The organism is Christiangramia qingdaonensis, from assembly GCF_048381525.1.
GTDB lineage: Bacteria > Bacteroidota > Bacteroidia > Flavobacteriales > Flavobacteriaceae > Christiangramia.
On the sequence record NZ_JBLWIM010000008.1, the window covers coordinates 346,073 to 361,902 of the forward strand.

Annotated in this window: 14 protein-coding genes; 7 read left to right on the plus strand and 7 right to left on the minus strand. The window is 39.6% G+C overall.

All coding sequences use genetic code 11. The annotated features are described in order from the left end of the window. Positions 1-1,080 (plus strand): membrane protein insertase YidC (gene yidC, locus ACNI3T_RS02260; protein ID WP_418226453.1); only part of this gene is annotated, 1,080 nt, incomplete at its 5' end. Positions 1,081-1,151: 71 nt separating this feature from the next. Here the strand turns inward: yidC and ACNI3T_RS02265 are convergent. Then, entirely contained in the window at positions 1,152-2,162 is a 1,011-nt protein-coding gene (locus tag ACNI3T_RS02265) for a fasciclin domain-containing protein (protein ID WP_418226454.1), read from the minus strand. Positions 2,163-2,348: 186 nt separating this feature from the next. Between ACNI3T_RS02265 and ACNI3T_RS02270 the strand changes: the two genes are divergently transcribed. From ACNI3T_RS02270 to ACNI3T_RS02285, 4 genes are all read left to right on the plus strand, one after another. Continuing rightward, a complete protein-coding gene (locus tag ACNI3T_RS02270) occupies positions 2,349-2,744 on the plus strand; it encodes a lipocalin-like domain-containing protein (protein ID WP_418226455.1) in 396 nt (131 codons plus the stop codon). 111 nt (positions 2,745-2,855) lie between these two features. Further along, positions 2,856-4,043 (plus strand): tRNA 2-thiouridine(34) synthase MnmA, encoded by a 1,188-nt coding sequence (mnmA, locus tag ACNI3T_RS02275; protein WP_418226456.1) that lies wholly within the window; start codon positions 2,856-2,858, stop codon positions 4,041-4,043. 25 nt (positions 4,044-4,068) lie between these two features. Continuing rightward, positions 4,069-5,649: a S8 family serine peptidase gene (locus tag ACNI3T_RS02280; protein WP_418226457.1), complete on the plus strand. Its 1,581-nt coding sequence runs from the start codon at positions 4,069-4,071 to the stop codon at positions 5,647-5,649. Next, on the plus strand, positions 5,649-6,599 hold the full coding sequence (locus ACNI3T_RS02285; RefSeq protein ID WP_418226458.1) for an NAD(P)H-dependent flavin oxidoreductase: 951 nt from the start codon (positions 5,649-5,651) through the stop codon (positions 6,597-6,599). Before ACNI3T_RS02280 ends, ACNI3T_RS02285 begins: the two co-directional genes overlap by 1 nt. Here ACNI3T_RS02285 and ACNI3T_RS02290 read toward each other — a convergent pair. The 4 genes from ACNI3T_RS02290 to guaA are packed head-to-tail and all read right to left on the minus strand — an operon-like array spanning position 6,596 to position 11,101. After that, positions 6,596-7,138, minus strand: coding sequence for a DUF922 domain-containing protein (locus tag ACNI3T_RS02290; protein WP_418226459.1), 543 nt, complete (start codon positions 7,136-7,138; stop codon positions 6,596-6,598). The genes ACNI3T_RS02285 and ACNI3T_RS02290 overlap by 4 nt on opposite strands. Next, entirely contained in the window at positions 7,135-7,536 is a 402-nt protein-coding gene (locus ACNI3T_RS02295; protein WP_418226460.1) for an OsmC family protein, read from the minus strand. The genes ACNI3T_RS02290 and ACNI3T_RS02295 overlap by 4 nt, the downstream gene beginning before the upstream one ends. Continuing rightward, positions 7,526-9,550, minus strand: a complete 2,025-nt coding sequence (locus ACNI3T_RS02300; RefSeq protein ID WP_418226461.1) for a LysM peptidoglycan-binding domain-containing protein — start codon at positions 9,548-9,550, stop codon at positions 7,526-7,528. Before ACNI3T_RS02300 ends, ACNI3T_RS02295 begins: the two co-directional genes overlap by 11 nt. Positions 9,551-9,571: 21 nt before the next feature. Further along, positions 9,572-11,101, minus strand: coding sequence for a glutamine-hydrolyzing GMP synthase (gene guaA / locus ACNI3T_RS02305; RefSeq protein WP_418226462.1), 1,530 nt, complete (start codon positions 11,099-11,101; stop codon positions 9,572-9,574). An 86-nt stretch (positions 11,102-11,187) separates the two neighbouring features. Here guaA and ACNI3T_RS02310 point away from each other — a divergent pair, with 86 nt between their 5' ends. Continuing rightward, positions 11,188-11,913 (plus strand): SIMPL domain-containing protein, encoded by a 726-nt coding sequence (locus ACNI3T_RS02310; protein ID WP_418226463.1) that lies wholly within the window; start codon positions 11,188-11,190, stop codon positions 11,911-11,913. Positions 11,914-11,916: 3 nt separating this feature from the next. Here ACNI3T_RS02310 and ACNI3T_RS02315 read toward each other — a convergent pair whose 3' ends face one another. Together ACNI3T_RS02315 and bshC are read right to left on the minus strand one after the other, a co-directional pair. Further along, a complete protein-coding gene (locus ACNI3T_RS02315; RefSeq protein WP_418226846.1) occupies positions 11,917-13,281 on the minus strand; it encodes a pyridoxal phosphate-dependent decarboxylase family protein in 1,365 nt (454 codons plus the stop codon). A 1-nt stretch (position 13,282) separates the two neighbouring features. Beyond that, the gene (bshC, locus tag ACNI3T_RS02320) at positions 13,283-14,899 is read right to left on the minus strand and encodes a bacillithiol biosynthesis cysteine-adding enzyme BshC (RefSeq protein WP_418226847.1); all 1,617 of its coding nucleotides are present in this window, start codon (positions 14,897-14,899) and stop codon (positions 13,283-13,285) included. 141 nt (positions 14,900-15,040) lie between these two features. On the opposite strand from bshC, the gene ACNI3T_RS02325 reads away from it, so the two are divergent. Beyond that, a complete protein-coding gene (locus ACNI3T_RS02325) occupies positions 15,041-15,826 on the plus strand; it encodes a carboxylesterase family protein (RefSeq protein WP_418226464.1) in 786 nt (261 codons plus the stop codon). Positions 15,827-15,830: the final 4 nt, after the last annotated feature.

Genomic DNA, 15,830 nt, shown 5'->3' on the forward strand with positions numbered 1-15,830 from the left:
ATAAGTTATATCGCTTACAGGCAACATTTCTTCTCCTCTATTTTACTTACGGATACACCATTTGCAACTGCAAGTTTCGAAGTAGAGAATCTTGTGGAGGACGAAGAGATCGATACCGTTTACACCAAGACTTTTGCTTCCAGCATTCCTTTGGAACTAAAGGCTGGTGAACTTAATTACAATATGAACTGGTATTATGGTCCTTCAGATTACAAGATCCTGAATGATTATGATAGAAACCTGGATGAAATTATCCCACTAGGTTGGGGAATCTTTGGATGGATCAATAAATATCTATTCATTCCATTCTTTGCATTTTTAGGAGGCGTTCTTCCAAGTTACGGTCTGGCAATTATTGCCATGACGATCGTGGTTAGAATTGTTCTTTCTCCGGTGACTTATAAATCTTATTTATCACAGGCTAAGATGAAGATCTTAAGACCAGAGATCAATGAGCTAAATGAGAAGTACAAGGATAATGCGATGAAAAAGCAGCAGGAAACCATGAAGCTGTATAGCAAAGCAGGTGCCAGTCCTATGAGTGGATGTTTGCCAGCGCTTATGCAGATACCGGTATTCTACGCCTTGTTCCAGTTCTTCCCGAGTGCATTTCAGCTTAGACAGAAGAGTTTCTTATGGGCAGATGACCTTTCCAGCTATGATGTGATCGCAGAACTTCCATTCCATATCCCATTCTATGGAGATCATGTGAGTTTGTTCCCGATACTTGCTTCTGTTGCTATATTTATCTATATGATGATGACTACCGGGCAAAGCATGCAGGCGAATCAACAACCAGGCATGCCTAATATGAAGTTCCTTATGTATCTGTCTCCATTGTTTATGTTGGTATTCTTCAACAACTATGCGAGTGGACTTTCCTTATATTATTTTACTTCGAACCTTATTACGATTGGAATCATGTTAGTGATCAAATACGTGATCGTAGACGAAGATAAGATTCATGCTAAGATCCAGGAAAACAAGAAAAAACCTAAAAAACAGAATAAGTTCACCCGAAAGTTCCAGCAAATGATGGAGCAGGCTGAAGAGCAACAAAAGAAACAAAAGGGTAAATAATTTCTTCTGAAGTATATTTAATGAAAAAGCCTCCGTAAATGCGGAGGCTTTTTTTTTGTTTTGAGTTTCTATTATAGTGTAGGTAAAATAACAGTGTCTATTGCATGAATCACTCCATTTGTAGCCTGAACATCTGTAGCGATGATCGTTGATGTTCTTCCGTTTGCATCAGTAATGGTTGCAGTATCACCAAGATTTATAGTGAAATCCTCACCCTGAAGTGAAGTAACTACGATACCATCTTCAAGTTCATCTGAAGTTACATTCATATCTATTAGAACATGGTAGCTAAGCACTGTGGCCAGCGTATCAGCATCAAGATCTCCAAGTTCCTCAAGCTCAAGTTCAGTTAAAAGATCTCCAAAAGCTGTATTTGTAGGGGCAAAAACAGTAAAAGGCGCTGGAGAATCAGAAGCTTGTAGAGTGGATACAAAAGTATAAGAATCCTCTCTGGTCAATGCAGCAACTAAAGTATCAAAAGTAGGATCTGCAAGAGCAAAAGTTACCACATTAGGTAATCCAATTACATCGCTTACAGCATGTATGACACCGTTATCCACTTCAACATCTGCAGTTTCAACAGTACTCACCCCATTAATAACCACACCATTTTCAGTATTGATATACATACTTAAATTCTCACCATCAGGTCCGGCTGTAGACATACTTTCTATATAACCGGTAGATAGATCTGAAGACATAATCTCGCCCATTTGTACATGGTTCAAAAGAACCTGGGTAAGAACATCTGTTGGCACATCTTCCAGAGCATCAAATCCATTTTCATCAAGGAAAGCAGCAAATGCATCATTATCTGGAGCAAAAACAGTATAAACATCATCTCCAGTAAAAGTAGAGGTCAATCCAGTAGCCTCTAAAGCGGCTAAAAGTGAAGAGTAATTTTCATTAGCAACCACAAAATCTGCTATGGTATTTGATTCTACCACATCATCTGTTGGGTCGGGAGTTTCCATGACATCGTCTGAAGTCATGAAGTCATCGTCTTCATCACATGCTGTAAAACTGAAACAGATTGCCAGCAATAGAATACTAATTTTTGAGTTTTTGAAAATTGATTTCATATCATTTGAATTTTAGTTAAAATTTTTGATCAATTAAAGCTACTACTGAATTTTTAATGATTCTGTTTAATCTTTGTTAAATTTCATTAAACAGCTTAAATTCTGATGATCAAACACTTACATATTACATCATTCAATGAAATCGAAAAAACTTTCTCTATATTTGAAAAACTTAAATACCTATTTATGAAGAAGATTTTAATATTATTATTATTCACAGGAATCCTTGCTTCCTGTAGTGATGACGACGACGCAGGAGTGGATAATGGCGAATCGATCCTGGGAACATGGTTTCTTGTTGAAGCTAATAATGTGCCTGGTTTTTCGATTAATGAATGTTCCAGCCAGTCATATCTTAGTTTCATGGCCGATAACACTGCTGACTCAGAATTTTTCACAAATGCTGGTGGGGAATGTGAATCTGAAACTTCTACAGGAGACTGGAGCAGTTCTTCCAATTCACAATACACTTTTACAGTTCCCGGTTTTGGAGAACTTACTGGTAATGTATCATTTGATGGTGATCGTTTTACGTTTACCCCAAATGACCTTCCTACTTCATCGCTTACTTTTGAAAAATAATTTTCACCAAAATTTTATTGAAAAGGGTAGCTTTTGCTACCCTTTTTTATTTCGTAATTTTGCGGCTTCTTATCCGACTCTTATGTGAGTCAAAGAAAAGTTACGATACCTATGAAAAAAGTAGTGGTTGGTTTGTCCGGAGGTGTAGATTCCAGTGTTTCAGCATACCTGTTGAAAGAACAGGGATATGAAGTGATTGGTCTTTTTATGAAGAACTGGCATGATGATACGGTGACCATCTCAGATGAATGCCCGTGGCTGGATGATAGCAATGATGCGATGCTGGTGGCAGAAAAACTAGGTATCCCATTTCAAACCGTAGACCTAAGCGAACAATACAAGGAACGTATCGTTGACTATATGTTCAACGAATACGAAAAAGGTAGAACTCCAAATCCAGATGTACTATGTAATCGCGAAATTAAGTTCGATGTTTTTATGAAGATCGCACTGTCTCTAGGTGCTGACTACGTCGCTACTGGGCATTACTGCCGTAAATCTGAATTTGATAAGGATGGAGAAACTATTTACCAGCTTATGTCTGGAATGGATTCCAACAAAGATCAGTCTTATTTTCTCTGTCAGTTAACCCAGGAACAGCTTTCTAAAACCCTGTTTCCTATTGGAGAACTTCAGAAATCTGAAGTAAGAAAGATCGCTTCAGAACAGGATCTGGTAACTGCTGATAAAAAGGATTCTCAGGGACTTTGCTTTATTGGTAAAGTAAGACTTCCAGATTTTCTTCAGCAGAAATTAAAACCGAAAGAAGGAGTTATCGTAGAGGTTTCTTCCGAAGATGATATTTACAACGAGGAAGAATTAAGCTTTTCATCTAAAAAAGAGGAACTGCAGTTTCTATCTAAAAAATACAATTATCGCAAAGATCAGGGCAAAGTTGTAGGAAATCATCAAGGTGCACATTATTTCACAAAAGGACAACGAAAAGGTCTGGCTGTAGGTGGTACTCCGGAACCTTTATTCGTGATCGATACCGATGTAAATGAGAATGTGATCTATACGGGACAGGGCAAGAACCATCCCGGGATTTACAGGCAGGCTTTGTTCATTTCAAATGATGAAGTGCACTGGGTTCGCAAGGACCTGGCTATAGACCATGGAAAAGAGATGAAAGTTAAAGCTCGAATTCGATACCGCCAGCCTTTGCAGGAAGCAGTTTTACATCAAACTGAAAATGGCATGTATGTAGTTTTCGAAACACCACAAGCCTCTATTACCGAAGGTCAGTTTGTAGCCTGGTATAGTAAAGATGAACTGCTGGGTTCTGGGGTAATTTCGTAACTTACTTGCCTGCAGGCAGTTTGCTATGAAAAAAATATTCCTACTTATCTTTTTTATTTCCAGTTGTGCTTTCGCACAGGAACACGCTTTGGTTTATTTTACAGGCAAACCTAATGCAGTTGAAGCACTCGAAACTCCCGAAAATCTTTTTTCTGAAAGAGCTTACGAGCGCAAATTATTGAGAGGTACGACTATTAACTTTCTTGATGTACCGGTTCATGAAGCTTTTATTAGCGATCTTAAAACAAGATCTGGTTTCGAAATTAAGGCTAAATCCAAATGGTTTAATTGCGTTTACGTAATAGGTGAACGAAATTCAATTAAGATTTTAGAAAGTCTGGATCATGTTGCCAATGTCCAGTTCCTCGAAGAACTTTCTAACAGGAGTCAAAGCATTCCGCATAAAAGCAACGAGAATAAGCTTGAAACAGAAATAGATTTCAATTATGCTTCAACCGCTAACCAGGTCAGAATGCTTAATCTTCAGAATTTACATAAGCAGGATCTAACAGGAAATGGAATGATCATCGCCGTGATGGACTCCGGTTTTCCAAATGCAAATTCTCTGGTATCGTTTCAGAATTTAAGAAACAACAACAATCTACTGGGAGGATATGATTTCACGAATCGCTCCGCCAATTATACCGCAAGTACGCTGGATAACCATGGTACACTGGTACTTTCTACCATGGCTGCTTTTAGAGAGAATCTTTATGTAGGCACTGCGCCAGATGCTTCATTTTATCTTTTTGTTACCGAAGTTGCTGCTACCGAAACTCCAGTTGAAGAAGCCTATTGGGTGGAAGCAGCCGAGAGAGCTGATAGTCTGGGCGTCGATATTATCAACACTTCTCTGGGATACACTCTATATGATAATCCGGCATATAGTTACACTCCGGAAGATATGGATGGGCAGACAAGTTTTATTTCCAGAGGAGCTAATATGGCTATGCAAAAAGGAATGCTGGTGGTCACTTCAGCGGGAAATCGTGGAGACGAAAATTATTTTAATATCATTAGCGCTCCTGCAGATGCTAATGTGCTTGCCATTGGTGGAGTTGATCCTACAGAGAACTATGCACCATTTAGTTCTGTTGGGCCCACCGCAGACGGGAGAATTAAACCAGATGTGGTCGCTCAGGCTATTGAGGTCGCAGCAATCAACGAAGATGATAGGCTCGTTGGTGTGAATGGTACATCATTTTCCAGTCCGATCATGGCAGGAGCCATTACTTGCTTCTGGCAATTAAACCCGGAATGGACAAATTTCGAGGTGATGCAATTAATTAGAGATCTTGGGCATATTAGCAATTCTACTAATAATTTTCTGGGGTATGGAATTCCAGACTTTTCAACTACCGCGAATCCTGTAGCTCCTAATTCTTCGGAATTGATTTTATATCAAAACCCGGTAGAAGATTTTCTGAAATTTGCCGGACCAGAATCCAATTATAATATCCGCATTTTCAATACCGCAGGGAAAATGGTCTTGAACGAACGCAGCGTTTCCTCAGAAATTAATCTTTCCGGCTTTTCTCGTGGTATTTATATTGCTATGTTTGAATCTGAAAACACGACTGAAAAATTTCTTATCATCAAAAAGTAATGAGTTTTAAGCAAAATAGAATCACTGAACTTTTCAATATTGAATATCCATTAATACAAGCGGGAATGATCTGGGCAAGCGGCTGGAAATTAGCTAGTGCAGTCTCTAATGCCGGAGGCCTTGGTATTATTGGAGCGGGTTCCATGTATCCTGAGATCCTTAAGGAACATATTCAAAAATGCAAAAAAGCTACCGATCAACCTTTTGCGGTGAATGTACCGATGCTCTATCCCGATATTGACAAGATCATGGATATTATTATTGATGAGGGTGTAAAGATCGTATTTACTTCTGCCGGGAATCCTAAGACCTGGACTTCTCACCTACAAAGTCATGGAATTAAAGTAGTACATGTAGTAAGCAGTGTGAAATTTGCAGTGAAATCTCAGGAAGCTGGCGTAGATGCTATTGTTGCTGAAGGATTTGAAGCAGGTGGTCATAATGGCCGTGATGAAACTACCACTTTTACATTGATTCCTATGGTTCGAGAAAAGATCAATATTCCGCTAATAGCAGCGGGAGGAATTGGTAATGGAAAAGGAATGTTTGCCGCGATGGTTTTGGGAGCTGATGCTGTTCAAGTTGGGAGCAGGTTCGTAGCAACACCTGAGGCAAGTTCTCACCAGAATTTCAAGGAAATGGTAGTGAAAGCGAAAGAAGGCGACACTGTACTCACCCTGAAAGAACTTGCACCCGTCAGATTACTGAAGAATAAGTTTTTTAAAGATGTTCAGGAACTTTATACAAAATCTCCAAGCAAAGAAGATCTTACTACATTACTGGGTAGAGCCAGAGCAAAGAAAGGGATGTATGAAGGCGATCTGGAAGAAGGTGAACTTGAAATAGGTCAGATTTCAGGATTGATCAATGAGATCAAACCTGCTGCTGAAATTGTAAAGGAAATGATTACTGAATTTGAAGAAACTAAAGTCGCTTCACAACAATTTTAAAGCGCGTAAACTTCATATTCCGCTAATTGAGAAGCCACAAATTTTCTCCAACGTAACTCTGCTTCCTTATTTTCACTATGTGAAGTCTCTTTATCAAAACGATTCTGCATGGCGACTCTTTCAGCTTCCGTGATGTTATAGAGTTTTTTAAGATCCTGTCGTATCCTTCTACCTATTTCATATTCAGCAAGTCGCTTTCTCAGTTTGCGGGCATGTAATTCAGTTATATCAAAATGCAGTTGTTCATGAGCGAGTAGATATGCTGGATTATTCACATCCTTCACCCAGCTGAGATCCGGATAAAAATTACTTTTCACTTCATGGGTAAGCTCGGGCTTACCAGTACTCGTACTATAGTTCCAGGAATAGCTCATCCCGGAATTCGTGTTTGCTGAAAAATCTATATTATAATCTGGTGAAGCTTCAAAATTTTGCCAGTTAAGACGATCTATACTTGCCCATTCAATTTTTCTTTTTTCCTGTGAACAACCTATCTGGACAATTCCGAAGAGAAATAAGGCGAGAAGAAATTTCCTCACGAATACTTGAAATTTACCGGCTTTTCGATATCTGCATGCAAACTATGATAGACCGGGCAAGTAAGTGCCGCGTTCTCCAGGATCTTCTTCTCCTTCTCATCAAAGCTTCCCTTTATAACTATATTGATCTCAATTTTAGAGATCCTTCGTGGCTTATCGGTCATGACCTTGGTAACCTCAGCGGTAGTACCTTCAATTTCCATTTGATGATCACTGGCCTTAATACCCATAATGGTAAGCATGCAGGAAGCGAGTGCCGTTGCCACCGTATCTGTTGGTGAGAAAGCCTCGCCTTTTCCATGATTGTCCACAGGAGCATCGGTGATCATCTTCGATCCGCTTTGCAAATGTTCAGCTTCTGTTCTTAAATTTCCGAGGTATGTAACTTTAGAGGTCATTTGCTTCCGTTATAGTTAGATCTTCATTCAGGTTTAAAATATAGATCGCATCATTGATGTATCCACCTTCGGGCTTCATCAAATAATGAAATTTGCTCTCATAATATTCTGTATAACCTGGGTATTTTTCGAAGCTTTCGTATAGATCTTCCGCAGAAGCCAGTCTTAATAAGATATCCATTGTTAGATCATATCCACGCATCGCGTACTGATTTGGCTGAACTTTGAATTTCTTAGCGTAGTCTTTTACAAACTCATCATCCTGCTGGGTATCAAATTCTTTATCTACTGAAGGATAATGAAGTTTCAATTTTCCAAGATGATTGTTGGAGATCACATCGCTCTCATAACCATTATTCTTATTGGTAGTAAGTAACGTGATCTTATTATTTCTTGTTAACCTATTTAAAGCAGCAGCAACACTACTTATAAGGTTCATATTTTCAGACTCCAGAATTACCCAGTTTTCTCCTGAAGACATTACTTCTGCCAGTTTTGCTTCGGAAATAAAATTATCTGATGGGTTTACTGTTCTCGCTGAAGGTACCGCGCTCATCAACTCATTTTTGATGGCAAAAGATTTTGAATCGGCAATCACGATAACATTTTTCCCAGCCGCATTTCTAGCGATATAGTCAACCATTTTTGATCTTAGGAATTCCTCGCTTGGTCGGGACTGGAATAAGTTTCCGTAGCCTTTCATACTGCGATTACTAAGTGGATTGATCACAGGAATGTTCCTGTTCTCCAATGCTCCGGCCACAGTTTCTGTAACATCCTGAATAAGCGGACCTATCACAGCATCTACATTATCAAAATTATTCGTTCTTAAAATGTTTGAAGCTTCGCCAGTACTTCTTCTGGTATCATACACCTTAAGATTTGTAGAAATACCCATGCTTTTCGCTTTCTCCACAGCCATTAGAACACCACTATGGAAATCAAGGGAAATTCGTATCACTCTTTCATTAAGAATAGCGTTACGATAGGTAGGAATTGAATCGGCATCAACCTTATCCAAATGGAACGGCAGCATTAAAGCGATCTCCTTAGTATCGCGATTATCGATAAAAGTTTTTAGATCTACTTTAGACTGCGAACCTGCTTCCATACCAGTATACTGGTCATTCTCCTCATCTTCAGAATTTCCATCCTTTTTTGGAACCTTAAGTACCATCCCAAATTTCAATCCTTCAGTTAGTGCAGGATTCAATCTAATCAAAGAATCCTGAGATACCTCAAACTTTTTCGACAGTCTGTATAGTGTTTCCTGCGGTTTCACTTCATAAAACCGAAAACGATCATCCGTAATAATAACCGGTTCCTCATCCAATACAGCAGTACCAACGCGAATCATCATTCCAGGCTGTAATATTTCTACTTTCGGATTCATCTCGTCCAGCTCCTTAAGTGTCATCCCATACTTTCTCGCAATCCCATATTTGGTTTCCTGCGGAAGTACGATATGTTCTCTTGTCTTGAAATTTTGCGAACTACTGGAAACTTTAGTATTTACAGGTTTCTCGACCGGAGCTTCTTTTGACTGATTTTGTGATGCTGGTTGCGGAGTATTAGTTACCACCACATTTTGGGCAGGAATATTACCCACAGGAATTTGAATGGTTTCGCCTATCTGGAGCTTCTTGGAATATAACTGCTTATTGTACCTTTTAATATTATCGATACTAACGCCGTATTCCTTAGAAAGACTATAAAGTGTCTCCTTTTTCTTTACCTGGTGATCTTTAAATGAAACAGAGGTAGCTGAACTTTCAGTATTTGTAGCGACTTCAGTTTTGTTTTCAGAAATTGGAATAACGAGTTTTTCATCGATCCCTATCCCGTTCTTTGCTTCCGGGTTGTATTTATAGATATCCTCCTCTTCAATACTATAAGACTGGGAGATACTAAACACAGTTTCACCTTTTTTCACAGTATGATATTTATACGACTGCGCGTTTGCAGACATACTTATCACCTGGAAAAGGAAACATAACACAAATAGGTACTTCATTCTTTTATCTTTTTTGAGATTTTATTCCCACTCTATAGTTGCAGGTGGTTTGGAGCTAATATCATAAACTACTCTATTAACGCCCTTCACCCGGTTGATTATTGTATTCGAAGTCTTTTGCAAAAACTCGTAAGGTAAATTCACCCAGTCTGCAGTCATACCATCTGTGGATTCCACTGCTCTCAATGCTACGACCTGCTCGTAAGTCCTTTCATCACCCATGACTCCTACCGACTGTATAGGTAGTAAGATTGCTCCTGCCTGCCATACTTTGTCATACAACATCCAGTCTCTTAGTCCCTGTATAAAGATATGATCTACTTCCTGAAGTATTCGCACTTTTTCTGCCGTTATATCACCAAGAATTCTAATCGCAAGTCCCGGGCCTGGAAATGGATGTCTACCCAGTAATACTTTGTCTATCCCAAGTTCCTTTCCTACTCTTCTAACTTCATCTTTGAATAGCATTCTTAGCGGCTCTACCACTTTCAGCTTCATGAAATCGGGTAATCCTCCCACATTATGATGTGACTTGATCGTTACTGAAGGGCCATTAACTGAAACCGACTCGATCACATCTGGATAGATAGTTCCCTGTGCCAGGTAAACAACATCCTTGATCTCGTGAGCTTCATCATCGAAAACTTCAATAAAAGTATTCCCAATCGCTTTTCTCTTTTCTTCAGGATCTGATAGACCTTTCAATGCATCCAGAAATCGTGCCGAAGCATCCACTCCCTTTACATTGAGCCCCATGTCCTTGTACTGGTCCAGTACACTTTCGAATTCGTTCTTCCGAAGAAGACCATTATTAACGAAAATACAGTACAGGTTTTTGCCAATAGCCTGGTGTAATAAAACAGCAGCAACTGTAGAATCTACACCTCCACTAAGACCCAGAACTACCTTGTCTTCTCCAATCTTCTCCTGTAATTCTGAAACTGTTAGATCAACAAAAGCGCCAGGCGTCCAGCTTTGCTCAGTACCAGCGATCTTTACAAGAAAGTTCTCCAATAATTGTTTACCATCTGTGGAATGATAAACTTCTGGATGAAACTGGATTGCGTAAGTCTCTTCCCCTTCAATTCTGTAAGCTGCATTCAGCACATCTGAAGTACTCGCCAGTCTTACCGCATTTTTAGGAAGGTTTATAATAGAATCACTGTGACTCATCCAAACCTGTGAATTCTCTTTGATATCTTCAAACAACAATTCTGCATCCTTAATCACTGAAAGATTCGCTCTTCCAAATTCCCTGGTATCTGAAGGTTCTACTTTTCCACCGAAAAAGTGGGCAAGATATTGAGCTCCATAGCAAACTGCCAGCATAGGCAATTTACCTCTAATCTGTGAAAGATCTGGATGCGGGGCATCTTCTGCTCTTACAGAAAATGGACTTCCTGAAAGGATAACCGCTTTAAAACCTGATAAATCTTCTGGAATTTTCGAGTATGGATAGATCTCGCAATAAATGTTCAGTTCCCTTACACGCCTTGCGATAAGCTGTGTATACTGCGAACCAAAGTCTAGGATGAGTACGTTGTTTTGCATGCGCAAAAATAGGAATTTAGGTAAAAAAGCCGGCAAAGGAAGATGGAAAATTTCTATATTTAAAATGCATTAAGACTCTGCCAAATATGAAATATTTAAGTGCTATAATTTTTGCCATTGCGATCATGGTTGCAGCCTATTTTCTGGGTGATGCTTACGTTTCCAGAGCGAATCCCGATGGTGTCATTTCGGTGACGGGTTCGGGTAGTGAAAACTTTGTTTCAGATCTGATAGTGTGGGAAGGTAGATTCAGCAGAAATTCTCCAAATCTAGAAGCGGCTTATAATCAACTTGATCAGGATAAAAATATTGTCAGATCCTATCTCATAGGAAAAGGGATCAAGGATGAAAACATCGTCTTTAACTCGGTTCAAACTAATGAGCAACAAGAGAATCAGTATCAAAATGGTAATTATGTGGGTAGTATTTTCAAAGGTTACGAACTAATGCAACCGGTGAAAATTGAAAGTAGCAATGTAGAGCTCATCGAAAATGTGTCACGTGAGATCACAGAATTACTAAATAAAGGCGTCCAGTTCAATTCCTCTCCTCCCAGGTATTACTATACCAAAATAGCCGATCTCAAAATTGAAATGATCTCTAAAGCTACGGAGGATGCCAGACTACGTGCAGAGAAAATCGCAGCGAACAGCGGAGAAAATCTAGGCGATCTAAAAAGTGCCAATATGGGCGTGTTTCAGATCACGGGCCAGAATAGCGGCGAGGATTTTAGCTGGAGTGGTGCATATAACACGGCAGATAAAAACAAAACCGCATCGATAACAATGCGGCTTGAATATGAAATAGATTAGCTACTAGTCTAAAGTAGCCAAGATCTGCTCAATATCATCTTCAGTAGTATCAGGATTAATAAAGCAAAATCTCACAACACTTTCATCCTTCCACAGAGATGGGGTGACCAGTGCAAATCCTGAATTATGATTCTTGTAGGTCCAGTCTCGGTAATCTTCCGCAGACCAGCCTTTTCTCTTAAATAAGACTACAGATAAACTTGCCGGTCTTACCAAATCAAGCAAATCATTCTGTTCCACTTTGGAAGCGGCAATATTTGCAAGTTCTATCCCTCGTTCGATAGCTTCTTTATACTTGTTAGTTCCATGCATCGCCAGTGAAAACCATAATGGCATCCCTCGTAATCTACGGGTAAGCTGGATCTGGTAATCTGCAGGATTAAATCCTTGAGCTCCCTCATCCTTGAATATCTCAAGATAAGCGCCCTTTTGAGAATGCGCTTTTTTCGCAAGTTCCAGATTCTTATAGATCACTGCGCCACAATCGTAAGGAGAAAACAGCCATTTATGAGGATCTATAGTAATACTGTCTGCCTGCTCTATGCCTTTGAACAAATGTCTAACCGAATCTACCGCCAGTGCTCCACCTCCATAAGCACAATCTACATGTAACCAGATATTTTCTTCGGCACAAATATTTGCCACTCCTTCCAGATCATCTATGATCCCGGCATTGGTTGTTCCACCCGTTGCTACCACGGCGAAAAGTCTGTTTCTATCCTGTTCGCTTAAATTTTCCAATTCCTTCTGAAGTGCAGTTCCCGATAAAAATTCTTCATCTGACTTCACCAGATGAACATCTGCATCCATTACTTTCGCCATGGATTTTATTGAAGAATGTGCTCCTGTTGAAGTGATCAAAAGCGCTCTCTCTCTAGCGTGAGCTGGCCTTTGTTCTCTCCACTCCTCTCTTGCGGTAACTAATGCTGAAAGATTTGCAGCTGTACCACCACTTGTAAAAACACCAAAGGCAGTTTCCGGTAGACCGGTTAAACTTACCAGCCATTTCATCGCCTGGTTTTCACAAAATATCCCTCCAGCTCCTTCCATCCAGTATGAACCATGAATACTGGAAGCTGAAGTTACCAGGTCAAACATGATCGCAGCCCTCGTTGGTGCGGCAGGAACAAACGCCAGGTGCCTTGGATGATCGATAGGTACCGTTGCTTTGACCAGTACGTTCTTAAATAACTGGAATGCACTTTCACCTCCAATACCTTCAGGAGTTATAGTTTCTCCAACCAACCTTAAAAGTTCTTCCTCCTTCTTCGGTGCGCCAAGTTCCGGAGTTACATTAGATATACGATCAATGGCATACTTCATAACATCCAGCGTCATTTCAACCAGATCCATATCTATGGTATGCATTCTATTCTTTTCCAAAAGTGATAATTTTAAAGTTTGCGTCTAAAGGATCTAATTCTGCTAAAAGGCGCTCGATAAGTTCCTGACCGTATTCATCGTAATATTCAGAGAAATTTGTTTGCCGCTCCTGCAAACTTCTGTTTGGAAATAGATCATTCTGCAGCGCGGCGATTCGCTCTACTTCATCCTTTAGTTTTCTTCTTTGAGCTTGCAGGAGCCGGTTTTCGAGATTGTCAAGACCTTTAAGCTGCTTTACTTCCTGCGCTTTTACTGCACCAATAAAAGATTTATCGGTTTTCTCAGCCAGCTCATACATTTGTTGAAATTGCTGAATCAAATGCTCTTTCTGTTCTGAAAAATCAATGTTGATATTACTGATTTTCCGAACCTTGCGATTGATCAGTTCATGTTGTTTCAGAAATAATTCCTTCAGTGAAATATCGAGTTTTCTGCGTTTGGCATTTTGTTTAGCATTTTGCAGTAATGCTGAATTCCGAAGTAATAACATTGGAAAAACCACATCTTCAGCTTCAAAATAATTCTTTAGCTGCAACCAGTAAGCAAGTTCTCCTCCTCCACCTATATAGCAAAGATTTGGAAGCAGCACTTCCTGGTAGAGTGGTCGCATCATGACATTTGGACTAAAACGTTCCGGATGCGCATCTACTTCTGCAAGTATTTCTTCTTTGCTCCAGCTTATCTCTGTTTCATGAACGTAATACCGCCCATCTTTTTTAACGATACGTTCCCTGATCTCCTCGTTAAGATAAAATAAATTGATATCTCGCGGATTTACCTGTACTTTATAGTCCAATTCTGCCAGAGAATCTATGGCAGTTTGCGACGCTTTTGAGGAAGACTCCTCAAGTAATTCATTCTTAATATGGCTGGAAAAATGCTTTTTTAATCGGGAATCTCCAGCTGCGATGATGACCAGACCTTCTTTACTAAATAACCTGTTCGCCAGATAGCGCGTGGCATCGGTCAGGTTATTATGCTCCAGATATGCTTTCTGGAACATCTCCCTCAATTCTTTGGCATTTGTTCCTCCACCAATCTCAGCAGAAAATAGCTTAAAAACTTCCTCAAGTCCTTCCGTAGAAAGCTTACCAACAGCAGTCGCTCCTGCCCGCTTTTCGGCATTGTTCCATTTGAATTTTTTTCCGTGGAGATTAAAGAAATTGATCTCTTCAAAATCATGATCCTCTGTAGCCATCCAGTATACCGGCACAAAATTATTTTCCGGATGTTTTTCTTTCAACTTCCTGGTAAGACTGATCGTGGAAACTATCTTGTATAGAAAATAAAGCGGACCCGTAAAAAGATTAAGCTGATGACCAGTGACCACTGTAAATGTCTTTTCTGAAGATAAAAGATCGATGTTGCCAGATGTCATCTCAGAAACTTTAAGACCTGAATACTGCTCTTTTAGAACTTCCACCAGATCCTTACGAATATAATTGTTATAAGATTTGGATTTCTCATCAATCTGAGCCCTGAAATTTTCAATTTTAGGAAAACGATGATACAAATGTCCCAGACTTTCCTTTTCTGAAAGATAATCCAGGATTAATGGAGTAAAATAATTGGTATCGGGATAAGCTATATGATCTGTAGACATCAACCTGTTTATAATTGCCGTAAAGATAAAACCTTTTAAGAAGGAAACTAAATCGAGACCAGCCGCATATTTATTCTTTACGATTAACTTAACATCTATAAAGTTCATAAATTCCGGTTATCAATCAAAAACCAGTAGTTCATGATCTTAAAACGACTAATTTTCGCCCTTTTAATTATATTCTCATTTGCTTCCTGTTCAAGTGATGATGACGCTCCAACGACAGATCGCAGAAGCATTGAAGATCTCGAAGCAGATTTTCAGGCCTTGAACCTGCAACCAGGGATTAACGACGTATCGCTGGAAAACCTTAACGGGAGTTCATGGAATTTTAGAGTGATCATCCCGGAAAATGCTTCGTCTTCTGAAAGACCTCTTGTGCTAACTCTTCATGGTGCAGCAAGCGGAAATGCAAATGCTCATAAAAACACTGCCTGTTATGCCGAGCCTGGATTCGCAGCCTTGGATCCAATTATTGTAAGTCCCAATGGAGGAACGCAGCTTTGGAACAGTGCTTTTAACCAGGATCTCGTTATCGGTCTTATGTATCTAACTCAGAAATATTTGAATGTTGACAGAAATAAAACCGTGGTAACAGGTTACAGTAATGGTGGAAATGGTAGCTGGTTCTATGCTGAAGTTTATCCGGAAATCTTTACTGCATCTATCCCAATAGCCAGCAGTTACAGTACTTTCAGTTCTAACGGCAGTGTTAGGACCATAGAAACTCCACTCTATGTTATTCATGGGGAGAACGACGAATTATTTCCTGTTGCTGAAACTCAGGAATGGGTTGCTGCAACCAAGGAGGCTGGCACAAATGTAACTCTGGAAGTAGCTCCTGGTCTAACGCATTATGAGTCTTGTAATTATGTTCCATATCTGCAAAATGCTGCTAGTTGGCTACAGGATGAAGTTTGGGATTAAATCG

Excerpts from the sequence above, each read along its gene's own strand:
- ACNI3T_RS02300 (WP_418226461.1), bottom strand. The coding sequence starts at position 9,550 with ATGAAGTACCTATTTGTGTTATGTTTCCTTTTCCAGGTGATAAGTATG.
- ACNI3T_RS02265 (WP_418226454.1), bottom strand. The coding sequence starts at position 2,162 with ATGAAATCAATTTTCAAAAACTCAAAAATTAGTATTCTATTGCTGGCA.
- bshC (WP_418226847.1), bottom strand. The coding sequence starts at position 14,899 with ATGTCTACAGATCATATAGCTTATCCCGATACCAATTATTTTACTCCA.
- ACNI3T_RS02310 (WP_418226463.1), top strand. The coding sequence starts at position 11,188 with ATGAAATATTTAAGTGCTATAATTTTTGCCATTGCGATCATGGTTGCA.
- ACNI3T_RS02295 (WP_418226460.1), bottom strand. The coding sequence starts at position 7,536 with ATGACCTCTAAAGTTACATACCTCGGAAATTTAAGAACAGAAGCTGAA.
- ACNI3T_RS02270 (WP_418226455.1), top strand. The coding sequence starts at position 2,349 with ATGAAGAAGATTTTAATATTATTATTATTCACAGGAATCCTTGCTTCC.
- ACNI3T_RS02315 (WP_418226846.1), bottom strand. The coding sequence starts at position 13,281 with ATGCATACCATAGATATGGATCTGGTTGAAATGACGCTGGATGTTATG.
- ACNI3T_RS02285 (WP_418226458.1), top strand. The coding sequence starts at position 5,649 with ATGAGTTTTAAGCAAAATAGAATCACTGAACTTTTCAATATTGAATAT.
- guaA (WP_418226462.1), bottom strand. The coding sequence starts at position 11,101 with ATGCAAAACAACGTACTCATCCTAGACTTTGGTTCGCAGTATACACAG.
- ACNI3T_RS02280 (WP_418226457.1), top strand. The coding sequence starts at position 4,069 with ATGAAAAAAATATTCCTACTTATCTTTTTTATTTCCAGTTGTGCTTTC.
- ACNI3T_RS02325 (WP_418226464.1), top strand. The coding sequence starts at position 15,041 with ATGATCTTAAAACGACTAATTTTCGCCCTTTTAATTATATTCTCATTT.
- mnmA (WP_418226456.1), top strand. The coding sequence starts at position 2,856 with ATGAAAAAAGTAGTGGTTGGTTTGTCCGGAGGTGTAGATTCCAGTGTT.